We start from the raw sequence: 25,080 nt of genomic DNA, 5'->3' as shown, positions 1-25,080 counted from the left end.
AAATCGATTACGTTCTTTTTTCGACCGGGACGCAAGGGGTATTTCACCGGGATTATGCACAAAATTCACGCATGCTCATCGGCTGCGCCGTTCCAATGCGAAAGACCTTCCCGGTATGCCGATCAGTATGCCATTTTCACCGCCGTGGGCTTGCCGCGCGGGGCGGATGGGATTACGGGGTAATCGATTGCAGGGCGGGATTTCATGGCTCCCAGACGACCGACGATGCAGGATGTGGCGCGCGAGGCGGGCGTCTCGACCGCGACCGTCTCCCGCGTGTTCGCAGGCCTGAAAGGGTCGACCTCGCGCGAAACCGAAGAGCGGGTCCGCACCGTCGCCTCCCGGCTCGGCTACGTCGTCAACGCGGTCGCCGCCAGCCTTCGGGTGCAATATACCCATTCGGTCGGGCTGATCCTCGCGGACATCTCCAACCCGTTCTTCAGCCGGCTCGCGAGCGGCGTCGAGAATGCGCTGAGCGCCGCCGGCTACGGCGTGCTCCTGGGCAATTCCGGCAATACCGTAGAGGAAGAGAAGCGTCTGCTGCGGCTGATGTCGGAAAAGCAGGTCGATGCCGTCATCCTCGCGAGTTCCGCTGGCACCGGGGAGCATATCCGCGAGGCCATCGGCCGCGGCCTGAAGATCATCCTGGTCGATTCGGAGCTGCCGGACGTCGAGACCGACGTGGTGGCCATCGACAACCGGCTCGCCGCCGAGACGGCCGTCGACCACCTGCTCGATCTCGGTCACCGCGATATCGCCATCGTGTCGGGTCCGATCGAGGCGTCGTTCGACCGCCAGCGCCTAGAGGGCTACGAGACAGCCTTCCGCCGTCGCGGCCTGACGCCGCCCGCCGACCTGATGCTCAAGGCCGATTCCACCTACGAAGGCGGCCGCGCCGCGGTGACGGCGCTGCTCGATACCGGCCTCGTGCCGACGGCGTTCTTCGCCTCCAACAACATGATGACCATCGGCACGCTCGCCGCGTTGCACGATGCCGCGCTCGCCATTCCGGAGACCGTCTCCGTGGTCGGGTTCGACGATCTCGAATGGTATGCGATCTTCAATCCGCGCATCACCGCGGTCGCCCAGCCGGCCTATGCCATCGGCCGGGCGGCGGCTGAGCGGCTGCTGCAGCGGATCGCCGCAGATGAGCCGCTGCCGCCGGAACGCTTCCTGCTCGAAACCGAACTGATCGTGCGCGACAGCACCCGCCCGCTCAGGACCGTTCCCGACGGGACGCCGGACCTGAAGCGCTGATGATCCCTCCCCGCCGGCTTCCACGGCCGGCGGCGTCGCCGTTAGAGCGCTTTCCGATCTGATGGACTCATCAGATCGATAAGAAATCGCTCCAGATTCAAAATCTTGAGCATATCCTTGTCGTTCAGATCGGTTCGATCCGAACGGGATATGCTCCAGCCGCAAAGCCGTCCGCGGTGCTGCGGTGCCTCTTTGGAGACACAATCCATGCCCGAGTTCGCGGTCGTCGATGCCCACGTCCACTTCTACGATCCGGCGCGGCTCTCCTATCCCTGGCTCGACGGCGTGCCCGGCATCAAGGGGCGCCACCTGCCGCCCGACTATGCCGATGCCACCGGCGCGGTCGCCGTCGAGAAGCTGGTGTTCGTCGAGGTCGATGCCGAGGAGCGCCACCGTTTCGACGAAGCCCGCTTCATCGCCGGCCTCGCCGCGGACGAGCCGCGCATCGCCGGTGTGGTCGCTTCAGCGCTCGTCGAACGCGGCCGTGCCGTCGAGGAGGAGATCGAGGCGCTGAAGGCCGCCGCGCCGCTCCGGGGCATCCGCCGCCAGATCCAGAACCGCGCCGAGCCGGGCTGGTGCCTGCAGCCCGGCTTCGTCGAGGGCGTCCGGCTTCTGGCCGAACACGGCCTGCCGTTCGATATCTGCATCAAGAACAGCCAGCTCACGGATGCCACCGAACTCGTCCGGCGCTGCCCGGAGGTGACGTTCGTGCTCGACCACATCGCCAAGCCGTCGATCGCGGCCGGCGAGTGGGCACCCTGGGCCGATGACCTGCGCGCCATCGCCGCCCTGCCGAACGTCGTGGTCAAGCTGGCCGGCATCACCACCGAGGCCGACCACGCCGAGTGGACGTTCGAAGCCATCCGCCCCTACATCGACCACACCGTCGAAAGCTTCGGGCTCGACCGCTGCCTGTTCGCCAGCGACTGGCCGGTCATGAACCTGTCCGACAGCTTCACCGGCTGGGTTGCGACTCTCGACCGGATTATCGAGGGATGCAGCGAGGCCGAGCGGCGCGCGTTCTATCGCGACAACGCCATCCGGGTTTACCGCCTTTAGAGCGCTTTCCGATCGGATGGAATCATCCGATCGACAAGAAATCGCTCCAGATTCAATGGCTAGAGCATATCCCGTTCAGATCGGTTCGATCTGAACGGGATATGCTCTAGAAATCCTCCGGCTCGAAGCGGGCCTGACGTCGTGCTGGACGGCGGATTACGCCGCCTCCGCCCTCAGCCGCTCGCGCAAATCCATCAGGATGCGGCCGAGCCAGTTCTGCCCTTCGCCCTTGTATTCGCCCCAGAAGCGCGCGACCTCGCCGTCCTCCGGCGCCCATTCCACGATCTTCGCGGTGCCGGTGTTGAGAAGCAGCGCCTTCAGGTCTTCGGCCTCGGTGAACTTCGCCGTGACGATCCGCTCCATCACCCGAAGCTGGTCGTCCTCCCACCCCGGTACCACGTCCTCCGGCACGAGATTGTCGCCGGCGACCGCCACAAGTTCCGGCGTCGGGGCGGCGGCGAGCCAAGCCTTCATCTCCGCCGAGGCGGCCTTCGCCACTTGGAAGGCGTGCTCCGGGGTGCGATAGAGAGTGCCCTCGAACACCATCGCTCGCGGATGGAGATTGCTCAGCGCCGCGTGGGCGCCGACGCGCGGATCGTAGAAGCGGATCTCGTCCATCGGGGTTCCGTCGGCTCCGTCGCCCGGCACCGGCCTGGCGCGCATTCTCGTCTTGCCGGGCAGGATAATCTGCCCTATCCCCAAGGGCAATCGATTACGTAATCCAGAGGAGCCGTGCGTGCTGGAACTCTCCGCGATCGAGGATGCGGCGCGCCGCATCGCCCCCTTCGTGCGGCGCACGCCGCTGATGCAGGCGACGGCCCTGCGCGAGCCGGTGACCGAGGCCGACCTCTGGCTGAAGCTCGAATGCCTCCAGCCCACCGGCTCGTTCAAGGTGCGCGGCGCGACCAACCGGCTTCTCACCACCCCCCCGGAGGCGCTTGCCAACGGCATCGTCACCGCGTCGGGCGGCAACCACGGGCTTGCCACCGCGCGTGCAGCCTTCCAGGCCGGTGTTCCCGGTATCATCTTCGTGCCGAAGACGGTGACGCCGGACAAGCTCGAGCGCCTGCGCGGCTGGGGCGCGGATGTCCGCGTCGTCGGCAATGTCTGGGACGATGCCAACCGCGAGGCCCAGGCCTATGCCGCCGCAAACGACGCCGTGTTCTTCCATCCCTTCGCCGATCCGGCGGTGATGGCGGGGCAGGGCACCGTGGCGCTGGAGATCCTGGCCGATATGCTGGATGTCGAAACCCTGCTCGTCGCCATCGGCGGCGGCGGGCTCATCTCCGGTATGGCGAGCGCCATCCGGGCGCTGAAGCCCTCCGTGCGGATCATCGGCATCGAGCCGGTGGGTTCGCCCACTCTGCTCGCCTCGCGGCAGGCCGGCCACGTCGTGCGCCTGCCGGCCGTCACCACCCGCGTCGCCACCATGGCCTGCGGCCGTACCGACGAGGCGGTGTTCGCCATCGTCGACGAGGCGGTCGATGACATCGTGCTCGTCGACGACGAGGAGATGCTGTCCGCCGCGAAGTGGCTGTGGTCGGAGATGGGGCTCGCCGCCGACCTCAGCGGCGCGGCGGCGATCGCCGGCATCCGCTCCGGCAAGATCGCGCTGAAGCCCGGGGAAAAGGTCTGCGCCCTCGTCTGCGGCGCCGGCAAGGACGCGCTCGTCTAGAGCGCTTTCCGATCTGATGGACTCATCAGATCGACAAGAAATCGCGCCAGATTCAAAAGCTTGCGCATATCCTTGTCGTTCAGATCGATACGATCTGAACGGGTTATGCTCTGAGGCGACCGACCGTCAGGCCGGGTCGAAGAAGCCCGGCCCGGCGCGTTCGCGCAGCAGGTCGCCGGCGCGCCGGCCCGTGAGGGCCGCGTCCTCGGTGGTCGTCTCGGTCTCGGTCTCGTGGAAGCGGCTGCCGTCGGGGGTGAGAATCAGCCCCCGGAACCTCAGCCGGTCCCCCTCGACGATGCCGTGGCCGGCGATCGGCGTGCGGCACGAGCCGTCGAGCGCCGCGAGGAAGGCGCGTTCGGCGGCAAGCGCGATCGCCGTGTCGCCGTCGAGCGCCGGGGCGAGGAACCGCGCCACCCGTTCGTCGCCGAGCCGGGTCTCGATCGCGATGGCCCCCTGGCCGACTGCCGGGGGAAACAGCGCGACATCGAGGATCTCGGTGGCGACCTCCTCCAGTCCAAGCCGCTTCAGACCCGCGAGCGCCAGCAGCGTGGCGTCGACCACGCCCGCCCTGAGCTTGGCGAGCCGCGTCTGGACGTTGCCGCGGAACACCTCCACGCGAAGATCCGGCCGAAGCCGGCGCAGCAGCGCGCCGCGCCGCAGCGAGGCGGTGCCGACCACGGCGCCCGCCGGAAGGTCGGCGAGGGTGCGGCCGTCGATCGTGACGAGCGCGTCGCGCACGTCCTCCCGCTTCAGGTAGCCGGCAAGGCCGAGACCGGCCGGCAGCGCAGTCGGCATATCCTTGGCGGAATGCACGGCGAGGTCGAGGCGCCCGTCATCAAGCGCGTCCTCGATTTCCTGGGTGAACAGGCCCTTGCCGCCGATCTCCGTCAGCGGCCGGTCGGTGATGCGGTCGCCGGCCGTGGACATCACGACGATATCCGTCTCCACCCCCTGGGCGGCGAGGGCGGCCTCGACCATATGAGCCTGGGCGAGCGCGAGCGGGCTTCCGCGGGTGCCGATGCGCAGCTTATTCGTTTGCACGTGCCGGGGTCGATTTGTTAGGGCCTCGGGCGAGGCGCCGTGTTGCGACAAGAGCGGCGTTCGCGCTATGCGCGACCGTCAGGTGCGCGCACGACGCAGGACGTCGCGAGTGGCGCAACTTGGAACGGGCGCCGTGCCCTTGTCCACCTCGGATCTTTCCCGGGGCCGGCATCCCGGCATGGTCGAGTGGACGGGCGTCTGCCGCCGGGGTGCGGCGGACGGCATCGAGGAGCAGTCATGATCGTTCTCGGCATCGAGACGAGTTGCGACGAGACGGCGGCCGGAATCGTGCGCCGCGACGCAGACGGCGCGGGCACCGTGCTGTCCAATGTCGTTCGCGCGCAGCTCGAGGATCACGCCCCCTACGGCGGCGTGGTGCCTGAAATCGCTGCCCGCGCCCATGTCGCCCTGCTCGACCGCGTGGTGGCGGAGGCCGTGTCTCAGGCCGGCATTCCGCTTGCCGACATCGATGCCGTGGCGGCCACCACCGGCCCCGGCCTCGTCGGCGGGCTGATGGTCGGCGCCATGACCGGCAAGGCCATCGCCTTCGCCGCCGGCAAGCCGTTCGTCGCCGTGAATCATCTCGAGGCCCACGCGCTGACGGCGCGGCTCACCGACCATGTGGCGTTCCCCTATCTGCTGCTGCTCGTGTCCGGCGGCCACACCCAGATTCTCGCGGTGCGCGGCGTCGGTGACTACGAGCGCTGGGGCACCACCATCGACGATGCGCTCGGCGAGGCATTCGACAAGACGGCGAAGCTTCTCGGCCTCGGCCATCCCGGCGGCCCGGCGGTGGAACGCGCCGCGGCCTCCGGCGATGCGACGCGGTTCACCCTGCCGCGACCGCTGATCGGCCGCGCCGGGCTCGATTTCTCGTTTGCGGGGCTCAAGACCGCGGTGCGGCTCGCGGCCGAACGCGCGGCGCCGCTCTCGCCCGCGGACGTCGCCGATCTCTGCGCCTCGTTCCAGGCGACGGTCGCCGGCATCGTCGCTGCGCGTGCCCGGGATGCGCTCGTCCGCTTCCGCGCCGAAACCGGCGTCGCGGAACCGGTCCTCGTGGTGGCCGGCGGCGTCGCCGCCAATGGCGCCATCCGTTCCGCGCTGCAGGCGGCGGCCGCTCAGGCGGGCGGCACCTTCGTCGCTCCGCCGCTGGCGCTCTGCGGCGACAACGGCGTGATGGTCGCCTGGGCCGGCGCCGAGCGCATGGCGCTAGGCCTCGAAGACGGGCTCGACGTCCCGGTGCGGGCGCGGTGGCCGCTCGACCAGCGGGCGGTGCCGGTCGTCGGCCACGGCCGCCTCGGAGCCAAGGTCTGATGCGCGCGGTGACCCTTGCAGCCCAAGCCGGTCCCCGGTGTCTCGCCGGTCGCGATGGCCGCCAAGTGGAGGTCGCCGATGACGCATCCTGAACCGGCGCCGCAGGTCGAGACCGTCGGCATCGTCGGCGGTGGGGCGTGGGGCACAGCGCTCGCGCTCGCGGTGGCCCGCGCCGGGCGGCGGCCGCTGTTGTGGGCGCGCGATCCCGCGACCGTCACGGCCATCAATCTCTCCCGCGAAAACCCGCGCCATCTCCCGGGCATCCGGCTCGATCCGCCGGTCGCGGCGACCCTCGATCTCGACGAGGCGGCCGGCTGCGACCTCGTGGTGCTCGCCACGCCCGCGCAGACGACCCGGGCCGTCGCGGCCGACCTCGCGGGCCGGCTGCGGCCGGGAACCCCCGTCGTGCTTTCCGCCAAGGGCTTCGAGGCCGGCACCGGCCGGCTTCTCGCCGACGTGCTCGCCGAAGTCGCGCCCGCCGCGGTGCCGGCGGTGCTTTCGGGACCGAGCTTCGCGGCCGACGTCGCTCGGGGCCTTCCGACCGCCGTCACCGTCGCCGCCGCCGATATCGGGATGGCCGATGCCGTTGCCGCCGCCTTCGCCGGCCCCTCGTTCCGCCCCTACGCCTCCGACGACGTCATCGGTGTCGAGGTCGGTGGCGCGCTGAAGAACGTGCTCGCCATCGCGAGCGGCGTTGTGGTCGGCCGCGGCCTCGGCGCCAGCGCCCAGGCCGCGCTGGTCGCCCGCGCCTTTGCCGAACTCGTCCGCCTCGCCGTTGCCCTCGGCGGGCGGGCGGAGACGCTCACCGGCCTGTCGGGGCTCGGCGACCTGTTCCTCACCACGTCGAGCCGGCAGTCGCGCAACTTCGCCTACGGCATCGCGCTCGGTGAAGGCCGCGCGGTCGAGGGACCGGACGAATCCGGCCCTCTGGTCGAAGGCGCCAAGACCGCTCCGGTCGCCGTTGCCATCGCCCGTCGCCTCGGCGTCGACCTGCCGGTGACCGAGGCGGTCGCCGCGCTGGTCGAGGGCCGGGTGTCCGTGGACGAGGTGATGGCCGGCCTCCTCGCCCGCCCGCTCAAGCGCGAGCACGCCTAGAGCGCTTTCCGATCTGATGGAATCATCAGATCGACAAGAAATCGCTCCAGATTCAAAAGTTTGAGCATATCCTTGTCGTTCAGATCGGTTCGATCTGAACGGGATATGCTCCAGAGCGCTTTCCGATCTGATGGAATCATCAGATCGACAAGAAATCGCTCCAGATTCAAAAGCTTGAGCATATCCTTGTCGTCCAGATCGGTTCGATCTGAACGGGTTATGCTCTAGAGCGCATCGCGATCGGATGAGACCGTCCGGTCGGCAGCAAATCGTTCCGGATGCGAAGGCCCGAGCGCCGCCGCATTCGTTCCGACACGACCCGCGTTTCGACAGGATCCGCCATGGCACGCGCCGATTTCCTTTCCACCCGCCTGTTCGTCGAGGCGCCGCTCGCCGCCGGGGCGGAGATCGAAGCGACGCGCGATCAGGCGAACTATCTCCTCAATGTGCTGCGCAAGCGCGCGGGCGACGGGCTTCTCGTGTTCAACGGCCGCGACGGCGAATGGCGCGCCGTGGTGGCGGATGCCGACCGCAAGCGGTGCCGCCTCGCCGTGGAGGCCGAAACCCGTCCGCAGACGCCGGTGCCCGACATCGATTTCCTGTTCGCGCCGCTGAAGCACGCCCGCCTCGATTACGGCGTGCAGAAGGCGGTGGAGATGGGTGCGGGCCGGCTGCGCCCGGTGATGACGAGGCGCACCCAGGCGAGCCGGGTCAATCTCGACCGGATGCGCGCGAACGTCATCGAGGCGTGCGAGCAATGCGGCGTCATCGCCGTGCCCTCGGTGCTGGAGACCGCGGAGTTCGGCGCGCTGCTCGACCGCTGGCCGGTCGAGGAACCCGGCCGCCGGATCGTGTTCTGCGACGAGGGCGACGCCGGGGCGAACCCCCTGCCGGTGCTCTCCGCGCTGCCGCGCGGTCCGCTCGCGGTGCTGATCGGCCCCGAGGGCGGGTTCTCCGAGGAGGAGCGTGCGCGCCTCAGGGCCGCCCCGTTCGTCACGGCCATTCCGCTCGGGCCGCGCATTCTCCGGGCCGATACGGCGGCGGTGGCGGCGCTGGCGGTGGTGCAGGCCGTGCTCGGCGACTGGCAGTAGGGGGTATGGAAATGGCATTTGTACCCAACGCGCTCTGTCGCTATCGTGCGGCGCTCCGGGCCGGGCGGGTTCGCCCCTCGTCCCGTTCCCTCGTGACAGCCGGCCGGTTCCATGGCGCGTGATACCCTCGACAATTCCCCGATCGAAGGCATGGATGCCCTGATCGCCTGGTTCGAAGACGGCTCCAAGCCGCGCGAGCGCTGGCGCATCGGCACCGAGCACGAGAAGTTCGGCTTTCATGTGAGCGATCTCTCCCCTGTCGCCTACGAGGGGCCGCGGGGCATCGAGAAACTGCTGCGCGGCATGGAGGGATTGCTCGGCTGGGAGCCGATTCTCGATGCCGGCAAGATCATCGGGCTGGTCGATCCTACCGGCGGCGGCGCCATCAGCCTGGAACCGGGCGGCCAGTTCGAGCTATCCGGCGCGCCGCTCGAAACCCTGCACCAGACCTGCGCGGAAACGAATGCCCACCTCGCCCAGGTGCGCGAGATCGCCGGTCCGCTCGGCATCGGCTTCCTCGGCCTCGGCTTCTCGCCGGCGTGGACGCTGGCCGAAACGCCGCGGATGCCGAAATCGCGCTATGCCATCATGTCCGGCTACATGCCGAAGGTCGGCACCCTCGGGCTCGACATGATGTACCGCACCTGCACCATCCAGGTGAATCTCGACTATGGCGACGAGGCGGACATGGTCCGCAAGATGCGGGTCGGCCTCGCCTTGCAGCCGGTCGCCACCGCGCTGTTCGCGAACTCGCCGTTCACCGAGGGGCGGCCGAACGGCTACGAATCGTTCCGCGGCCAGATCTGGCACGACACCGACAACAACCGGGCCGGCGGGCTGCCGTTCGCCTTCGAGGACGGCTTCGGCTTCGAGCGCTATATCGACTGGGTGCTCGACGTGCCGATGTATTTCGTCAAGCGCGGCGACCGCTACATCGACGTCGCCGGCCAGAGCTTCCGCGACTTCCTCAAGGGCCGGCTTCCGGGGCTGCCCGGCGAACTCCCGAACATGGGGGACTGGACCAACCATGTCTCCACCGTGTTCCCGGACGTGCGCCTGAAGCGCTTCCTGGAAATGCGCGGCGCCGATGGCGGGCCGTGGCGCTCCATCGTCGCGCTGCCGGCATTCTGGGTCGGGCTGCTCTACGATGAGACCGCTATCGACCAGGCGGCCGAGATGGTGCGCGAATGGAGCGCCGAGGAGCGCGAGGCGCTGCGTCAGGCCGTTCCGCGCCAAGGCCTCGATGCGCCGTTCCGCAACCGCACCGTCCGCGATCTCGCCCGCGATGCGGTGGAGATCGCCCGCGGCGGCCTTGCCCGCCGTGCCCGGCTGAACCGCGAGGGCGCCGACGAGACCGGTTTCCTCGCCCCGCTCGACGAGGCGCTGGAGAAGGGCACGCCGGCCCGGCGGATGCTGACGGCGTTCGACGGCGCCTGGAACGGCGATATCAGCCGGGTTTTCGCCGAGTACGCCTTCTGAGCCATTCCGAACCGGGTGCAAGCTGGGAGATGCGCTATCGTATCGTGTCCACCAGCGAGCGGCCCGATCTGGCCGTGACGACCGCGACGTGGCGGTGGAGCGGCTTCTTCAGGGAGCGCGGCGTGCCTGTCGAGGAGGTGATCCGCTACGAGCGCGACCATCTCGCCGCCGGCTCCCCGATGCTCCGAACGCTGGTGCTTCTTGCCGACGGCGAGCCCGTCGGCATGGTTTCCCTGCTGAGCAACGATCTCGAAGGCCGGCCGGATCTCGGGCCGTGGCTCGGCGATCTCTTCGTCGAGGCGCGATTCCGCGGGCGCGGGCATGCGCTGCGCCTGATCGCCGGGCTGGAAGCCTCGGCGCGCGCCGATGGCGTGGAGCGGCTGTGGCTCTATACCGAGGATGCCGCCGGCCTTTACCGCAAGGCGGGCTGGAGCGAGGCCGAAACGGCCGTTTCCGGCGGAAAGCCCGTACGGGTGCTCTATAGAGATCTCAAACGCGAGGGATCTTGAACGCGATTGACCCCGCCGGGCCGTCCGCCCCGCGAGGTCATGCCGCAAATCCGGCCCGTTCGAACCGATTCGTCCGGATCGACGCGATCTCAGGGATCTCGCCGTCCGAGTCGGCGGTCCGTCCGCCCGGAAATGTTTCTACCGCGGCCCCCGCCTGCGCCGGGGCCGCCGTGTTCGTTCAGAGGGTATTGGAGCAGTCCGAGTTGTCGGTCGCGCGGCTTTCCCGCACGATCTTGCGGCTCGCGAGGAAGGCGTCGAGCAGGCCTGCATCCGGGTATCGCTCCCGCAATGCCGCCTTGGCGGCCGCGCGCCGCTCCACCGCGAGGATACGCAGCCGGGCCGTCGGATCGCGCCGTGGCGCCGAGGCGAGCGCGGAATGGACGTCGCCGCGCGTGATGCCGATGTCGCGCAACATGCAATCGTCCATCGTCAGCAGTGCGCGTGCTTCTCGGCGGTTTCGCGCAGCCTCCAGGAAGGCGGCAATGGCCTTGGCCACCACGCGCAGACCGCCGACGGCGGAGGAACCGAGCCGTGAGAGACGCGACGAGGGGGCGGGGGCGAACATGATCCTGGTCCTTCCTGATGACCGTCGGGCGACACGATGTCTGCGCCGACAATGGGACGATGCCCGCGGGACATTGATCAGTCCAACGAATGTTTGTAATGTTATCCATAAGAGACGTTGATCTAACGCCGCATGACGTTCGCTGCGGCCCGGAATCAGACGCCAAATGCCCGGCACCGGCAGGCTTGCGGCTTGCCAGCCCCCCTTTCAGGACAAGGTGACGTCCAACCCAAGGTGAAGCCCATGGCCCCGGTGCTCGATCTCGATCAGTTGCGGACCTTCGTCGCGATTGCCGAATCCGGCAGCTTCACGCGCGCGGCCGATGCGGTCCACAAGACCCAGTCGGCGGTCTCGATGCAGATGCGGCGGCTGGAGGAGCGAATCGGCCGGCCGATCTTCTCCCGTGATGGCCGTCAGTCCCGTCTCACGGAAGATGGCGAGCGCCTGCTCGCCTATGCCCGCCGCATCGTGCAGCTCAACGACGAGACGCTCGCGGCCTTCGACGAGCACGAACTGACCGGCCGGCTGCGCTTCGGCATCCCCGACGATTATGCCGACCGTTTCCTGCCGGAGATTCTCGCGCGCTTCGCCCGCTCCAATCCCCGCGTCGAGGTCACGGTGCTCTGCCAGCCGACGGCGATGCTGATCGACAGCCTCAAGGCGGGCGAGCTCGATGCCGCCATCATCACCCATGTGCCGTCGAAGGCATCGGGCAACGAGCAGGTGGTGCGGCGGGAGCCGCTCTTGTGGGTCACGTCGGCCCGCCACTCCGCACATGAGGTCGATGTGCTGCCGCTGGCGCTCGGGCAGACTACCTGCTGCTGGCGCGTGGCGGCGGTCGATGCGCTCAGCAATGCCGGCCGGCCGCACCGCGTGCTCTATTCGAGCTGGAATTCGACTGCCGTCGGCGCGGCGGTCACCGCCGGTCTTGCTGTCTCCGTGCTGCCGGAATCGGCGCTGCGGCCGGGCATGCGCGTGCTGTCGGAATCCGATGGCTTCCCGCGCCTGCCGCCCTGCGAGATCTCCCTGGTGCGCTCCTGGCAGCAGAATTCACAACTGATCGACGCGCTGTGCGAGCACGTCGTGTCCTCGCTCGACAATCTCTCGGTGGCCATGGCGGCCGAATAGGTCGCCCTCTTCACGGGCCATGCCGGCCGAATAGGCTGCCCCCTTCACGGGCCTTGTCGGCCGAATAGGCCGCCCCCTTGACGGCTTTGCGGGCCGAATAGGCCGCGCTTTCCGAGTGGTTCACGGCGGCCCGGCGGGTTTTCCGGCTACTCCACCAGCGGGCGGGGAACACCCTCGCGGATGCGCGCGGAGAAGTCGGGATCGGCATCGGCCGCCTGCGCCGCCGGGCCGATCCGCGCCCGTTCCTTCAGTTCGGCGAGCGGGATCGACGTATCCACCGCCTTGATCTCGTAGGCATAATCCGGCCCGTATCCCGGCAGCAGCACGCGCCAGTCGAAGGCGAGTTCCGGCCAGATCCCGGCGGCATAGCCGAAGGCGAGCGTGGTGCAGTTGTCGCGCAGCGTGTTGTAGAATTTCGGTTCCGCCGCCAGCCTGTTCAGCGCCTCGGCATAGGCGACCAGCAGTCGCCGTGCGTTCGGCTGCCCGATGCCCAGGCGATAGAGCCGGACATCCTCGCCCCTCACGTTGGTCCTGAGCCGGATCATGTCGCGTTCGTCTGCGGCGATGATGACGAGGCCGTAGCTTTTGAAGAAGCCGGCGATGGTGGAATAGGCCTGTCCGACGGTCTTGCGCGTTTCGATGGAGAAGGCGAGCGGAGGCGAATTCGCGAAGGTGAAGCTCACGATGACGTGGGCGATCGCCGGTCCCGACCAGTAGGAAAAGAACAGGTCGACGCCCGTCACGGCATCGAGATCGTAGCTGCGATCTTCCCACTTCTCGACGGCTTCGGTCGGCGTGATCCAGTCGAAATTCCGCACGCCGTGGATCGTGAGCCGGCTTCCTTTGATCGTCGCGGTGGCTGCGCGGGCGACGTCCGGCTGCCAATTGGCCTCCGCCGGCGCCTTCAGCGACACCCACCAAAGTCCGACGCAGAGGAAGGCGGCGGCGTAGACCGCGACCGGCCAGTAGTGCCCGCGCAGCAGCGCGACGAGCGCGGCGACCGCAAGGCACGCCCAGAGCACGGCGAGCGCAACCCGTGTCCAGTCCGGCAGCGGCAGGCGGTAGAACAGCCCGAAACCGCCCCAAAGGCCGCTACCGGCGATGCCGATGGCCATCGCGCTACGCCATGCGAAACGAAGAAGGCCGCGGGCGAGCCGGTTCCCGGGCAGCGGCGATCGCGGCGTCGCCATCGACATCGTCAGGCGTCGAAGCCGCGCACGGGCATGTCCGCCCGTCGCCGCAGCCAGTTGTCCGGCGCCCAACCTGCGGCACGGTCGATGGCATGGACCGCGTAGGCGAGGCGGGAGCGCGGCGAGGTGTTAGGCCCTGAGCGGTGCGGCAGCAGGCCGTGCAGCACCACCAGCGTGCCTTCCGGCGCCTCCAGCGGCACGCCCACTTCGTCTTCGAGCGGGGCCGGGTCGAGCGTCGTCTTGACGAGATCGTCGCCGCGATAGTGGAAGCGCTCGCGCAGCGTCGTGCGATGGCCGCCGGGCGGCGCGAACAGGCAGCCGTTCTCGGCGGTGGCATCCTCCAGCGCGATCCAGAATCCGGTCACGGTGGAAGGCTCGGTATAGAGGAAGGTGGCGTCCTGGTGCATGCCGACCTCGCCGCCGATGAACGCAGGCTTGGCGATCACCATCGACTGCACCAGACCGGGATCGGCAAGGCCGAGCCCTTTGGCGAGCCTCCCGAGGCGCGGATCGTACGAGAACGGCGCGAACACCGGATCGAGATCGTGCAGCGCATGGCCGATCTTGTTGATGGCGCCCTGCTTGTCGCGCACCAGCCGGCCGTCTGCGTCGAAGGCCTGTGCCTCGAAGAAGAAGCGGATCTCGTCGCCCGACTCGCGAAAGTAACGGTCGCGGGCGTGGGCCTGATCGGCCGTCGAGAACACCGAGCGCACGCTCTCCGGATCGAAGCCGTCGATCAGGTCATGCACCCGCTGGCGCAGCGCCGCGCAGGTCTCGCGGCTCGCGAAGCCTTCGAGCACGAGGAAGCCATCGGCCTTGTAGGCGTCGCGGATCGCCTGGTCAGGCCGCCCGTCGTGGGGAAAGGGAAAGCGCCGCGTCATCATTAGCCTCCGGTTCTGCGCAGCAGGGCCGCCGGCCGGCTCCGGCCGCCTCGCGACTATACTAAGCCGTCAAATAAACGGTTTTCCATGGGGGCCGGGCGGCAGCTCCAGCCAGCGGCCGAGGGTGGCGCCGATATCGGCGAAACTGTCGCGGCGGCCGATGGCGCGCGGCTCCACCCCCGGCCCGAACGCCAGGATCGGCACGTGCTCGCGGGTGTGGTCGGTGCCGCGGAAGGTCGGGTCGCAGCCGTGATCGGCGGTGATGACGGCGAGGTCGCCCGGCCGCATCCGTCCGGTGAACTCCGGCAGGCGGCGGTCGAACGCCTCCAGCGCGGCGGCGTAGCCGGGAACGTCGCGGCGGTGGCCGTAGACCATGTCGAAATCGACGAAGTTGGTGACGACGAGCCCGCCCTCGGGAGCCCGCGCCGCCGCGTCGAGCGTGGCGTCGAACAGCGCGTCGTTGCCGGCGGCCTTCACCACCTCGGTCACGCCGCAATGGGCGTAGATGTCGCCGATCTTGCCGATGCCGACCACCGCGCGGCCGCCGGCCTTGGCGCGGTCCAGCAGGGTCGGTTCCGGCGGCGGCACGGCATAGTCGCGGCGGTTGGCGGTGCGCGCGAAGGTCGCCGCGCTTTCCCCGGCGAACGGGCGGGCGATCACCCGGCCGATATTGAGCGGATCGACGTGGCGGCGCGCGATCCGGCACAGATCGTAAAGCCGCTCGAGGCCGAACCGGGTCTCGTGAGCCGCGATCTGCAGCACGGAATCGGCCGAGGTGTAGAAGATCGGCTTGCCGGTCGCGACGTGCTCCTCGCCGAGACGCTCGATGATCTCGGTGCCCGAGGCGTGGCAGTTGCCGAGAATGCCGGGCAGGCCGGCTTCCTCGACGATAGCGGCGACGAGATCGGCCGGAAAGGCCGGCACGGTCGTCGGGAAATAGCCCCACTCGAACGGCACCGGCACGCCGGCGATCTCCCAGTGCCCGGACGGCGTGTCCTTGCCCTTCGAGCGCTCGACGCCGTAACCCCACAGTCCCGCCACCGGCGCGGTGCTTTCGAGCCCCGGCGGCGTCCGGCCCGTGGAGGCCTCTTCCGCCTGCCCGAGCCCGAGGCGCACGAGGTTCGGCACCCTGAGCGCTCCCGCGCGCACCCCCGCCTTGTCCGCCCGCCCCGCCGCGCAGGCTTCCGCGATATGGCCGACCGTGTCGGCCCCCGCGTCGCCATAGGCCGCCGCATCACCGGCCGCGCCGATGCCGACGGAATCGAGGATCAGGAGGAAGGCACGGGGCATGATCAATTTTCCACTCGCCAGCGGGCGCGGTAACGGCTGCAATTTCTTCCCGCCACCGAAGCCTCGGCTCCATCGGCTCACGATCGGATTTTAAAGGACTCTTCGCCGTCTCGCCATGCGCCCAACTACAACCGAAGACATATCGCAATCCATCTGCGTACGCTCGATGGGATGATATGACGCTCTTTTGGTTGCGCGTGGTACTTATATGCCCGCAATGAATGTGTTAATGGAATCTCGCATGCACTGGTCGAGGATGCCGCCCCGGGGCTGGGGCACGGCTGGTGCCTATAGGGGGCTCATCGTCATGACAGTGGAGACAACACAAGGCCGTTATCTCGGTTGGGGCTGGGGTCGCTTCGCGCTCGGCCTCGGATTGGTTGCCGTCGTGAGTGGCTGCGGCTCGCCCACGGCGACGATTAATCCGAATTTCAGCAGACTTTCTTTCGGCTATCTCAACAGCGGCATGGCGGAACTCGGGCGGCTCTATCTGGTCGACACCAAGGCCGGATCGCTCTCGGAGATCGGCGTCGTTCCCGCGTCGGTCACAACTGAAAGTGCGAAAGCCAATTACGAAGCGACTCAGGTCTCGGAGTTCGGCGTCACGCTTTCCGGGACCGAAGCCACCTCGCTCACCGAAGCGGAGGTGGCCGCCGTTGTCCAAGGCAAGACTGCATTCCAGATAAATGCCTATGTCGATGAATCCTACGGCTCTGTCGATGACGATATCACCGCGGCGCTACGCGCGCAGGTTGCCAAAGTCGCTGCCGGTGGCGACTCCAGTTGGGAGATCGACACGGTCCTGAAGAATCCCGACCTGGTCTATCTGCTGGTTTTCCGCGCCTATGCTGCGGACGACGCGACGTTAACGATCAATCAGTCGGGTACGGCTGGTGCAAACGCCGGCATCGTCGAGGTCGGATCCGTGAAGGTCGAGGTGAAGATTGCCCAGAATGCCCAGACAAAATGGAGCGGCTCCGGAAAGCCGGCGGTCATCGAGTTCATTGCCTTCCGGCCGCGCCTCGAGAGAACCAAGGATGGAACGGAGCATATCCGGTTTCGCCGTTACGGCGTGAAGGTGCCGGAGGATCTGCCCAAAATCTTGCGCCAGGGTCCTCGCTGAAAATTACGGTCGGCGGACGCGATCTTCCGCCGACCGACCGGAGCATTTGCACCTCATCGCTTTTGCACCACGGCACTCGTCTGCGATCTATCTCTCACCCGATGGTCATCAGGCTCGCATTCCCACCGGCGGCGGCGGTGTTGGTGCTGATGGAGCGCTCCTCCACCAGCATCTCCAGCGGATAGTCGTCGGCGCCGTTGTCGAGCGCGTCGCGGGCGATGCCGTGGACCGGGACGATCGGCCCCGGCAGGGCGGCGACGCGGGCGGCGAGGGCGGAAAGCGCGTCGCCGTCGCCCTCGAACAGCACCGCCGCGAACGGCCCGGCATGGGCCCAGTCCGCGGTCAGGTCGATATCGGCGCGCACCGCCACCGGGAACCGGGCGATGTGGGCGGCGAGGTCGCTGCCATCGGCGGGCGGCACCACGAACACCTTGTTGCCGGTGGCGAGCGCCGCCCCGATCTGGACCAGCGCGCCGGCCTCGGTCTGCGCGACGGCGAGCACCGCGCCGCGCGGCTCCGCGCGGTAGAGGTTGCGCTCGCCCACCGGGCCGGGCAGTTCCATCTGGCGGCCGGCGAGCGAGCGCTCGATCTGCCGCTCCACCCGGTCGGCCACCGCCGTCAGCCCCTCGGCGACGAGGTGGGCGTGGAACAGCCGGGCGGTCTCGCGGGCCTCTGTGGGCGCTGCGGCCGGGAACGGCTGGAACGGCGGGTGGACCGACAGGAGCCGCGAGAGATAGAGCGGCCCGCCCGCCTTCGGCCCTGTGCCTGAAAGGCCGCGCCCGCCGAACGGCTGCACGCCCACCACGGCGCCGACGGTGTTGCGGTTGACATAGACGTTGCCGGCATCGATCCGCCGGGTGACGCGGGCGATGGTCTCGTCGATCCGGCTGTGGACGCCGAAGGTCAGCCCGTAGCCGGCGCCGTTGACGTCGTCGACCACGGCTTCCATGTCCTCGCGGCGGAAGCGCAGCACGTGCAGCACCGGGCCGAACACCTCGCGCTTCAGCTCCGCCATGGACCCGATCTCGATCAGCGTCGGCGGCACGAAGGTGCCGTTGCGGCCGGAAGGTCCGGTCGCGATCTGTTCCACTGCGCGGCCGGCGGCGCGCATCGCCTCGATGTGATCGTCGATGGTGGCCTTGGCCTCGGCGGTGATGACCGGGCCGACATCGGTCGAAAGCCTGTCGGGATTGCCGACGGCAAGCTCGTTCATCGCGCCGCGCAGCATGGTGAGGATGCGGTCGGCGACATCCTCCTGAAGGCACAGCACCCGCAGCGCCGAACAGCGCTGGCCGGCGGAATCGAACGCGGATGTGAGCACGTCGCCCACCACCTGCTCGCTCAGCGCCGAGGAATCGACGATCATCGCGTTCTGCCCGCCGGTCTCGGCGATCAGCGGAATCGTCCGTCCCGATGGGCTGAGGCGGCTCGCCAGCGTCTTCTGGATCAGCCGGGCGACCTCGGTCGAACCGGTGAACATCACCGCCGCCGTGCGCGGGTCGGCCACGAGCGCGGCGCCGACATCGCCGGCACCCGGCAGCAGCTGCAGCGCGCCGGCCGGCACGCCGGCCTCGTGCAGAATGCGCACGCCCGCGGCGGCGATCAGCGGGGTTTCCTCCGCCGGCTTGGCGACCACCGGATTGCCGGCGGCGAGGGCGGCGGCGATCTGGCCGGTGAAGATCGCGAGCGGGAAGTTCCACGGGCTGATGCACACCACCGGCCCGAGCGGACGGTGGGTGTCGTTGGAGAACGAGGCCCGCACCTCGCCGGCATAATAGCGCAGGAAATCGACCGCCTCGCGCACCTCGGCGACGGCGTTCGGCAATGATTTGCCGGCTTCGCGCACGATGATGCCGAGCAGCGACGGCATCCGCGCCTCCATCAGGTCGGCGGCGCGCATCAGGCAGAGCGCGCGCTCCTCCGGCGGCGTCGCCGCCCAGATCGGCGCGGCGGCGACGGCGTGGCCGAGTGCGACCGAAACCGTCTCCGCCGTCGCATCGACCACGGTGCCGACCACGTCGCGGCGGTCGGCCGGATTGACGACCGTGCGCGCCTCACCGGCGACGGGGCCGTCGGCGGTCAGCGGTTCCGCGGTGTAGGCGATGTCGGCGCTCGCCAAAAGCGCGGCGGAAAGCGAGGCCAGCCGCTGCTCGTTGGAAAGGTCGAGCCCGGCGGAATTCTCGCGCGCGGTGCCGAACAGCTCGCGCGGCAGCGCGATCTTGGGGTGCGGCGAGCCAAGCGGCTGGATCGCCCGGGCGACCGCGACCGGATCGGCGATCAGCTCGTCGATCGGAATCGAGGGATCGGCGATGCGGTTGACGAACGAGGTATTGGCGCCGTTCTCCAGAAGCCGCCGCACGAGATAGGCGAGCAGCGTCTCGTGGGTGCCGACCGGGGCATAGATGCGGCAGGGGCGGGCGAGCTTGTCCTTCGCCACCACTTCCTCGTAAAGCGGCTCGCCCATGCCGTGCAGGCACTGGAACTCGTACTGGCCGCTATAATAATTGCCGCCGGCCATGGCGTAGATGGTGGCGAGCGTCTGGGCGTTGTGGGTGGCGAACTGCGGGTAGATCGCATCCGGCGCCGACAGCAGCTTGCGGGCGCAGGCGAGATAGGACACGTCGGTGTGCACCTTGCGGGTGAACACCGGGAAACCCTCGAGCCCGTCGACCTGGGCGCGCTTGATCTCGGCGTCCCAGTAGGCGCCCTTCACCTGCCGCACCATCAGGCGGTGGCCGGAGCGCCGCGCGAGGTCGATCAGGTAATCGATCACGAAGAAGCAGCGCTTCTGATAGCCCTGCACCACGAACCCGATGCCGTTCCAGCCGGCGAGGTCGGGGTCGAAGCAGAGTGCTTCCAGCAGGTCTAGCGACAGTTCCAGCCGGTCGGCCTCCTCGGCGTCGATGTTGATGCCGATGTCGTAGCGCCGCGCCAGCACCGCGAGCGCCTTCACCCGCGGCAGCAGCTCCGTCATGGTGCGCTCGCCCTGGGCGCGGCAATAGCGCGGATGCAGCGCCGAAAGCTTGATCGAAATGCCCGGCCCTTCGTAGATGCCGCGCCCGCCCGAGGCCTTGCCGATGGCGTGGATCGCCTGTTCGTAATCGGCGTAATAACGCTGGGCATCGGCCTCGGTGGTCGCCGCCTCGCCGAGCATGTCGTAGGAATAGCGGAAGCCCATCGCCTCGAAGCGGCGGGAATTGGCGAGCGCCTCCGAGATCGTCTGCCCGGTGACGAACTGCTCGCCCATCATCCGCATCGCCATGTCGACGCCCTTGCGGATCAAGGGCTCGCCGCCCTTGCCGATCAGGCGGGTGATGGCGGAGGTCAGGTCCGCCTCGCTCGTGGTCGATGTCAGCTTGCCGGTGACGACGAGGCCCCACGTCGCGGCGTTGACGAACAGCGAGGTGGAACGGCCGACGTGGGACTGCCAGTTCCCGGCCGAAATCTTGTCGCGGATCAGCGCATCGCGGGTGGCGCGGTCGGGAATGCGCAACAGCGCCTCGGCGAGGCACATCAGCGCCACGCCTTCCTGGCTCGTCAGCGAATATTCGTGGATCAGCTTCTCGACGCCGCCGCCCTTGCGCTGCTTCTCCCGCAGCGTGGCGACCAGGCGATGCGCCAGTTCCCGCGCCTGCTCGCCCGTCGCCTTCGGCAGCGTGGCCTGGGTGATCAGCAGCGGCAGGCATTCGTGCTCGGGCCGGCGGTAGGCGGCGGTGATCTTGGCGCGCAGCACGCTCTGCGACTGGATGTTCTGGGCGAACTCCAGGAACGGCTGCGGCGCCGGGGCGGGCTCCGGCGTATCCGTCACATCGAGGTTGCGCGGGGCGTCGCCGACGAGGTCGCTCATGTCCTCGCCGCGCTCGATGCGCTCCACGGCCGAGAGCAGCGACTGCTTGATCAGCCAGTGCGGCGAGCGGCCGACCTTTTCCGCCGCCTCCTTCAGCCGCGCGCGCAGGGCGTCGTCGATCTTCACTCCGATGGTGGTGGCCATGGTCGCCTCGGTCGGTGCGCTGGAAAGGAGCCTGGTTGCGACGCCGTTATCGCCGCGGCGCAACCCATGCACCATCCATAGCGCAACCCGTCGCCTTGGGAAAGGGGCGCAACCTTGGCGAAGCCCCTCAAGACGTCCGAGCGCGTGACCTGCAAAACCGCGACGCGATGGCGCGCGGCAGCCGCGGTCAGCCGGCGACGCTCGCCTTCGGCGCCCCGGCGATCCGGGCGGCGGCGATCACCGCCTGGGTGCGGCTTTCGACGCCGAGCTTCTGCAGCACCGCGGAAACGTGGGCCTTCACGGTCGCTTCCGAAACGCTCAGCGCGTGGGCGATCTGCTTGTTGAGCAGGCCCTCGCTCAGCATCATCAGCACCCGCAGCTGCTGGGGCGTGAGGGTTTCCAGCCGGCGGACGATATCCTCGTCGCCGTCGTCTCCTGCGCCGAGCGCGATGTCGGCGGGCACCCACTCGCCACCGCCGGTGACGGCCTTGACCGCGGCGCGGATGGTGTCCGTGCCGACGGATTTCGGGATGAAGCCGGCGGCCCCGAACTCGATCGCCTTGCGGATGGTCGCCGGTTCCTCGGTCGCCGAGACCACGACGACCGGAACCGCCGGGAATTGCGCGCGCAGATAGAGCAGTCCGGAAAAACCCTGCACACCCGGCATCGACAGGTCGAGCAGCAGCAGGTCGACATCCGGCAGGCGGTCGAGCAGCGCGATCACCTCGTCCAGCGATCCCGCCTCCTCGACGGCGACATCGTCCTCGACGCCCTCCAGCACCTGCCGCAGGGCCCCGCGGACCAGGGGATGATCGTCGACGATGACGAAACGGTGCCGCGGTGTCGCTGACACGATGGGGGTGTTCCTCTTTATGGCCGGTATCGGCGCCCGGCCGATGGTGTCCGAGTCGCGTCCGGCATTGTTTGGAACCAGTATCGGTTTCACGGCGGCTTTGTGCAACCGCGCGATTCCACCGAATAGCCGCTTTTGTCGTGTCCAGCGGCCCGATGACCGGCCCCGAAGCGGCAAGGCCGCCGGACGGGCTCCGATTGCGCGGGCAAGGGGAAACGCATGGCGATCCGGCCGATCCTGAAATATCCCGATCCGGGCCTGCGGCGGCCCGCCGAGGCGGTGGCGGCGTTCGACGACGATCTCAGGGCGCTGGCGTCGGATCTGGTCGATACCATGCGCGCGGCGCCGGGTGTCGGCATCACCGCGCCCCATGTCGGCGTTTCGCTGCGGCTCACGGCGATCGAACTCGACCGTGCCGCCGTGCCGCTGTTCTACGTCAATCCGCACGTCCTGGAGGCGTCGGCGGAAACGGGGCGCCACACCGAAGGCAGCGTCTCCATGCCCGGCATCACCGACGAGGTGGAGCGTCCGGTCCGGGTCCGCGTGGCCTGGCAGGACCTCGACGGCACGCCGCGGGAGGATTGGGCGGATGGCTTCCTCGCGGTCTGCCTGCAGCACGAGATCGACCAGCTCGACGGGGTGTTCTGGATCGAGCGGCTGTCGCGTCTGAAGCGCGACCGGCTCGTCAAGCGCTGGAGCAAGTGGAACAAGGCGGCCGCGTCCTGAACCGCGGCCCTCTCGCGCGTCACGCCTCCGGCCCGTCCAGGCTCTGGTAGCTTTCCTTGGCAAGCGTCATCAGGTCGGGCCTGGGCAGGTCGCCGACCAGCACGCAGCCGAGCTTCTCGCCCCGCCACGACACGGCGGTGAGCCCGTCCCGCTCGGAAACCCGCATCGCCGTCTCGCCCCCGGTGCCGGGCACGACATAGAGCGTGATGCGGCGGCCTTCGCGGTTCTCGTACATCAGCTGCGCCGCCGGCCCGTCACCGGCCGGAAGCAGCCGGCCGCCGACCAGCGAGAAGCCGGCTTTCGAGAGATCCGGCAGCGCCAGCGGGCGGGCGAGCCGCTTGGAAAGCCAGCGCGCGAGATGGTCGCCCTGATCGGCGGAGACCTCGACCGGGTGCATCACCTCGGGGGTGTAGAGCGCGTGGGCGACCTCGGCTTCGGCGACCATCGCGCGGTCCGCCGGGGCGGGGCCGGCCAGTTCCCGGCCATACCAGCCGCCGGCTGCGCCGAAGGCGACGAGCAGCGCGGCGGAGGCGGCCATCACCGCGAAGCGGCGCCTTGCTGCATGCCGGCCCTCCGCCATGCGGCGCACGTCGAGCCGCGGCGGCACCGGCTCGTCGACGGTTCCACCGAGAAGGACGCGGAGATGATCGGCCTGCACCCGCCAGGCGTCGACGCGGGCGCGGTCGGCCGGGTGTTCGGCGAGGTGCGCGGCGACCTTCGCCCGGCCTTCGGCATCGAGCCAGCCATCGACATAGGCATGGAGGTCGGCCTCGGTGATGCCGGCGCCGGCCGCGGGAGTGGTGTCGTCGGCGCTCATTTCACCGTCCTCAGCTTCGGCTGCGTTCCGTCCGCCATCGTCCTCAAGGTCTCCCGCGCCCGCCCGATGCGCGACATCAGCGTTCCCTGGGGAATGTCCAGAACCGCCGCCGCCTCGGCGTAGCTCAGTCCTTCCGTGACCACCAGCAGCAGCGCCTCGCGCTGCTCGGCCGGCAGCCGGTCGAGCGCGCGCGCGGTCTCCGCCAGCGCGAGGTGCGCGCCCTGGGACGGCGGCGTCGCCGGCTCGAAGCCGGGCTCGTCGAGATCGCTGGTCTCCGGTGCGCGTCGCCGCCGCCGCTCGTCGTTGCGGTGGAGGTTCACCATGATGCGGTAGAGCCAGGGCCTGAGGGGGCCGAGCGGCCGCCACAGGCCCTGCTTCGCGATGGCCCGCTCCAGGCAGTCCTGGACGAGGTCGTCGGCACGGTCGGCGTCGCGCGTCAGCGCGCGTGCGTAGCGGCGCAGCGCCGGAACCGCGGCTTCGAGATCGTCCAGGAACGCGGACATCGACGCGCCTATTCCTTGGCGAGGTGCCAGACGCCACCGACGCCGTCGCCGGTGACGTCGCCCGGCTTCTTGTCGCCCTGCCACAGATAGAGCGGCTTGCCGTCGGCCGCCCATTGTTCGCCGCCGTCGGCGCGCTTGATCAGGGTGAACGCGCCCGTGGCCTTGGCGCCTTTGGCCGCCATCAGCGGCGGCCACTTCACCGCGCAGCCGCCGGAGCAGTTGGACACGCCCGCCGTGTCCTTGTCGTAGGTGTAGAGCGTCATGCCCTTGGCATCGGTCAGGATCTCGCCCTGGGCGGTCTGCATCGTCTTGATGGCGCCGGAGGCGTAGTCCTCGGCAATCGCCGGGGTGAGGAAGGCACAGGCCGCCAGCAGGACGGCGCCGTGGAGAAGGTGGGAACGGCTCATGGTCAGTCTCCCTTGCCGGTCTGTCCCGGCGTGTCGGCATGTTTCCGAGAGGGGCTGCCGGACGCCGCAGGGCCGTTTCGGGCCGTGCGTGCGTCCGGCAGGCGGGAAGCTCTGCCGTCGCCGGCGCCGCTGCATCGGGGGTGCCGCGGTGCGGTCTCGCCGCGCTTCCTGTGATCAAGAACACCGCCCCGCGGGATTTCATCCACGCGCGGCGGCTTTTTTCTTCATCCCTGCCGGGCGCCGTCTTGCCTGGCGCCGTCTTGCCTGGCGCCGTCTTGCCTGGCGTCGTCTTGCCGGGCACCGCTCAGGCGGCGGCCGTCGACCGAGAGGTTCAGCACCACCTTGTCGGAAAAGGCCGGGAAGCCCGCCGTCATGCCGAAGGCGGTGCGCATCAGCGTTCCGGTCACGCGAAACTCGGCGCTGTCGCCACCGTGGCCGGTGAGGTCCACGCTGAAGCGCTCCGGCACCGTCTGGCCGCGCAGCGTCATCAGCCCCTCGATGTCGGCGCTGGCGGGGCCGGTGCGCTGCACCGCCGTCGAGCGGAACGAGATCACCGGATAGGCGTCCGCATTGAACGCCGCATCGGACCGCAGCACGCCGTCGAGCAGCGCGATGCCGGTCGTCACCGAGGCCGCGTTCACGTCGAACGTGACCGACGACCGCTCGGCATGGACGGGATCGAAATCGATGGTGCCGGAAAAGCCGGTGAAGCGGCCGGAAATGCCGGGGCCGACCGACGCCGCCACGGAGAAGGCGACGTTGGTGCCGGTGCCGATGGCATAGCGGCCGGCGAGCCCGGAAAGATCGTCCGCGCGGGCGGCGCCGGCGCCGATGGCGAGAACGATGAGGGCGGGGGCAACGCACCGCACGGCAAAGCGGGATTTCATCGCAGCGCCTTTCACTGGCGCGTCGTGCCTGCGACCCTCCGAATGCGGGCCTTCAGCGGCGGCGCCAGATTCAAGAGCCTCTCGCAGCGGCAGCGGGCCAACCCGGCCCGGCGAACCCGCGCGTCGAGGCAGCGGCAGCCCCGAAGTGGGACCGCCTCGCGATGAAACACCCGGCAGGGGACTTTATTCCCGCCCGGAT

23 protein-coding genes are annotated in these 25,080 nt (G+C 69.1%); 11 read left to right on the top strand and 12 right to left on the bottom strand.

Annotated features, from left to right (window positions below; translation table 11 throughout):
• Positions 1–204 precede the first annotated feature (204 nt).
• The gene (locus BUF17_RS08175; RefSeq protein ID WP_073627499.1) at positions 205–1,257 is read left to right on the top strand and encodes a LacI family DNA-binding transcriptional regulator; all 1,053 of its coding nucleotides are present in this window, start codon (positions 205–207) and stop codon (positions 1,255–1,257) included.
• 207 nt (positions 1,258–1,464) lie between these two features.
• On the top strand, positions 1,465–2,316 hold the full coding sequence (locus BUF17_RS08170) for an amidohydrolase family protein (RefSeq protein WP_073627497.1): 852 nt from the start codon (positions 1,465–1,467) through the stop codon (positions 2,314–2,316).
• Between the two features lie 156 nt (positions 2,317–2,472).
• On the opposite strand, the gene ybiA is transcribed toward BUF17_RS08170, so the two are convergent.
• The gene (gene ybiA / locus BUF17_RS08165; protein ID WP_175563655.1) at positions 2,473–2,979 is read right to left on the bottom strand and encodes a riboflavin biosynthesis intermediates N-glycosidase; all 507 of its coding nucleotides are present in this window, start codon (positions 2,977–2,979) and stop codon (positions 2,473–2,475) included.
• Positions 2,980–3,052: 73 nt separating this feature from the next.
• On the opposite strand from ybiA, the gene BUF17_RS08160 reads away from it, so the two are divergent.
• Positions 3,053–3,991 (top strand): threonine ammonia-lyase, encoded by a 939-nt coding sequence (locus BUF17_RS08160; RefSeq protein ID WP_073627493.1) that lies wholly within the window; start codon positions 3,053–3,055, stop codon positions 3,989–3,991.
• Positions 3,992–4,117: 126 nt separating this feature from the next.
• Here the strand turns inward: BUF17_RS08160 and hemC are convergent, their stop codons facing one another.
• The gene (gene hemC, locus BUF17_RS08155; protein WP_073627491.1) at positions 4,118–5,032 is read right to left on the bottom strand and encodes a hydroxymethylbilane synthase; all 915 of its coding nucleotides are present in this window, start codon (positions 5,030–5,032) and stop codon (positions 4,118–4,120) included.
• A gap of 237 nt (positions 5,033–5,269) precedes the next feature.
• Between hemC and tsaD the strand changes: the two genes are divergently transcribed.
• From tsaD to BUF17_RS08130, 5 genes are all read left to right on the top strand, one after another.
• Positions 5,270–6,346 (top strand): tRNA (adenosine(37)-N6)-threonylcarbamoyltransferase complex transferase subunit TsaD, encoded by a 1,077-nt coding sequence (gene tsaD / locus BUF17_RS08150; RefSeq protein ID WP_073627489.1) that lies wholly within the window; start codon positions 5,270–5,272, stop codon positions 6,344–6,346.
• Between the two features lie 78 nt (positions 6,347–6,424).
• Entirely contained in the window at positions 6,425–7,441 is a 1,017-nt protein-coding gene (locus BUF17_RS08145) for an NAD(P)H-dependent glycerol-3-phosphate dehydrogenase (RefSeq protein WP_073627487.1), read from the top strand.
• 341 nt (positions 7,442–7,782) lie between these two features.
• A complete protein-coding gene (locus BUF17_RS08140) occupies positions 7,783–8,532 on the top strand; it encodes a 16S rRNA (uracil(1498)-N(3))-methyltransferase (RefSeq protein ID WP_073627485.1) in 750 nt (249 codons plus the stop codon).
• 111 nt (positions 8,533–8,643) lie between these two features.
• Positions 8,644–10,011, top strand: a complete 1,368-nt coding sequence (locus tag BUF17_RS08135) for a glutamate--cysteine ligase (protein ID WP_073627483.1) — start codon at positions 8,644–8,646, stop codon at positions 10,009–10,011.
• Positions 10,012–10,040: 29 nt separating this feature from the next.
• Positions 10,041–10,520, top strand: coding sequence for a GNAT family N-acetyltransferase (locus tag BUF17_RS08130; RefSeq protein WP_073627481.1), 480 nt, complete (start codon positions 10,041–10,043; stop codon positions 10,518–10,520).
• A 178-nt stretch (positions 10,521–10,698) separates the two neighbouring features.
• Here the strand turns inward: BUF17_RS08130 and BUF17_RS08125 are convergent, their stop codons facing one another.
• Positions 10,699–11,085 (bottom strand): YjiS-like domain-containing protein, encoded by a 387-nt coding sequence (locus BUF17_RS08125; RefSeq protein WP_073627479.1) that lies wholly within the window; start codon positions 11,083–11,085, stop codon positions 10,699–10,701.
• 243 nt (positions 11,086–11,328) lie between these two features.
• Between BUF17_RS08125 and BUF17_RS08120 the strand changes: the two genes are divergently transcribed.
• The gene (locus tag BUF17_RS08120) at positions 11,329–12,213 is read left to right on the top strand and encodes a LysR substrate-binding domain-containing protein (RefSeq protein ID WP_073627477.1); all 885 of its coding nucleotides are present in this window, start codon (positions 11,329–11,331) and stop codon (positions 12,211–12,213) included.
• Between the two features lie 146 nt (positions 12,214–12,359).
• On the opposite strand, the gene BUF17_RS08115 is transcribed toward BUF17_RS08120, so the two are convergent.
• The 3 genes from BUF17_RS08115 to BUF17_RS08105 all read right to left on the bottom strand — a co-directional run bounded on the left by BUF17_RS08115 (position 12,360) and on the right by BUF17_RS08105 (position 15,574).
• Entirely contained in the window at positions 12,360–13,328 is a 969-nt protein-coding gene (locus BUF17_RS08115; RefSeq protein WP_073628203.1) for an Lnb N-terminal periplasmic domain-containing protein, read from the bottom strand.
• Positions 13,329–13,411: 83 nt separating this feature from the next.
• Entirely contained in the window at positions 13,412–14,284 is an 873-nt protein-coding gene (locus tag BUF17_RS08110) for a phytanoyl-CoA dioxygenase family protein (RefSeq protein WP_210215414.1), read from the bottom strand.
• 69 nt (positions 14,285–14,353) lie between these two features.
• The gene (locus BUF17_RS08105) at positions 14,354–15,574 is read right to left on the bottom strand and encodes a phosphopentomutase (RefSeq protein ID WP_073627473.1); all 1,221 of its coding nucleotides are present in this window, start codon (positions 15,572–15,574) and stop codon (positions 14,354–14,356) included.
• A 307-nt stretch (positions 15,575–15,881) separates the two neighbouring features.
• Between BUF17_RS08105 and BUF17_RS08100 the strand changes: the two genes are divergently transcribed.
• A complete protein-coding gene (locus BUF17_RS08100) occupies positions 15,882–16,697 on the top strand; it encodes a hypothetical protein (RefSeq protein WP_139282466.1) in 816 nt (271 codons plus the stop codon).
• Between the two features lie 94 nt (positions 16,698–16,791).
• Here BUF17_RS08100 and putA read toward each other — a convergent pair whose 3' ends face one another.
• Together putA and BUF17_RS08090 are read right to left on the bottom strand one after the other, a co-directional pair.
• Positions 16,792–20,688 carry a trifunctional transcriptional regulator/proline dehydrogenase/L-glutamate gamma-semialdehyde dehydrogenase gene (gene putA / locus BUF17_RS08095; protein ID WP_073628201.1) on the bottom strand — a complete coding sequence of 1,299 codons (3,897 nt, stop codon included), beginning with the start codon at positions 20,686–20,688 and terminating at the stop codon, positions 16,792–16,794.
• Positions 20,689–20,875: 187 nt separating this feature from the next.
• The gene (locus BUF17_RS08090; RefSeq protein WP_084564286.1) at positions 20,876–21,541 is read right to left on the bottom strand and encodes a response regulator transcription factor; all 666 of its coding nucleotides are present in this window, start codon (positions 21,539–21,541) and stop codon (positions 20,876–20,878) included.
• A gap of 219 nt (positions 21,542–21,760) precedes the next feature.
• On the opposite strand from BUF17_RS08090, the gene BUF17_RS08085 reads away from it, so the two are divergent.
• Positions 21,761–22,267, top strand: coding sequence for a peptide deformylase (locus tag BUF17_RS08085; protein WP_073627469.1), 507 nt, complete (start codon positions 21,761–21,763; stop codon positions 22,265–22,267).
• Positions 22,268–22,286: 19 nt separating this feature from the next.
• Here BUF17_RS08085 and BUF17_RS08080 read toward each other — a convergent pair whose 3' ends face one another.
• From BUF17_RS08080 to BUF17_RS08065, 4 genes are all read right to left on the bottom strand, one after another.
• Entirely contained in the window at positions 22,287–23,084 is a 798-nt protein-coding gene (locus BUF17_RS08080) for an anti-sigma factor family protein (protein WP_073627467.1), read from the bottom strand.
• The gene (locus tag BUF17_RS08075) at positions 23,081–23,587 is read right to left on the bottom strand and encodes a sigma-70 family RNA polymerase sigma factor (protein ID WP_073627465.1); all 507 of its coding nucleotides are present in this window, start codon (positions 23,585–23,587) and stop codon (positions 23,081–23,083) included. The genes BUF17_RS08080 and BUF17_RS08075 overlap by 4 nt, the downstream gene beginning before the upstream one ends.
• Before the next feature lie 8 nt (positions 23,588–23,595).
• The gene (locus BUF17_RS08070; RefSeq protein ID WP_073627463.1) at positions 23,596–23,994 is read right to left on the bottom strand and encodes a COG4315 family predicted lipoprotein; all 399 of its coding nucleotides are present in this window, start codon (positions 23,992–23,994) and stop codon (positions 23,596–23,598) included.
• Positions 23,995–24,218: 224 nt separating this feature from the next.
• On the bottom strand, positions 24,219–24,881 hold the full coding sequence (locus BUF17_RS08065) for a YceI family protein (RefSeq protein WP_073627461.1): 663 nt from the start codon (positions 24,879–24,881) through the stop codon (positions 24,219–24,221).
• Positions 24,882–25,080: the final 199 nt, after the last annotated feature.

Source organism: Pseudoxanthobacter soli DSM 19599, assembly GCF_900148505.1.
Classification (GTDB): Bacteria; Pseudomonadota; Alphaproteobacteria; order Rhizobiales; family Segnochrobactraceae; genus Pseudoxanthobacter; species Pseudoxanthobacter soli.
The sequence above is the reverse complement of the archived record's forward strand: the minus strand, read 5'-3'. Positions and strand labels throughout refer to the sequence as shown.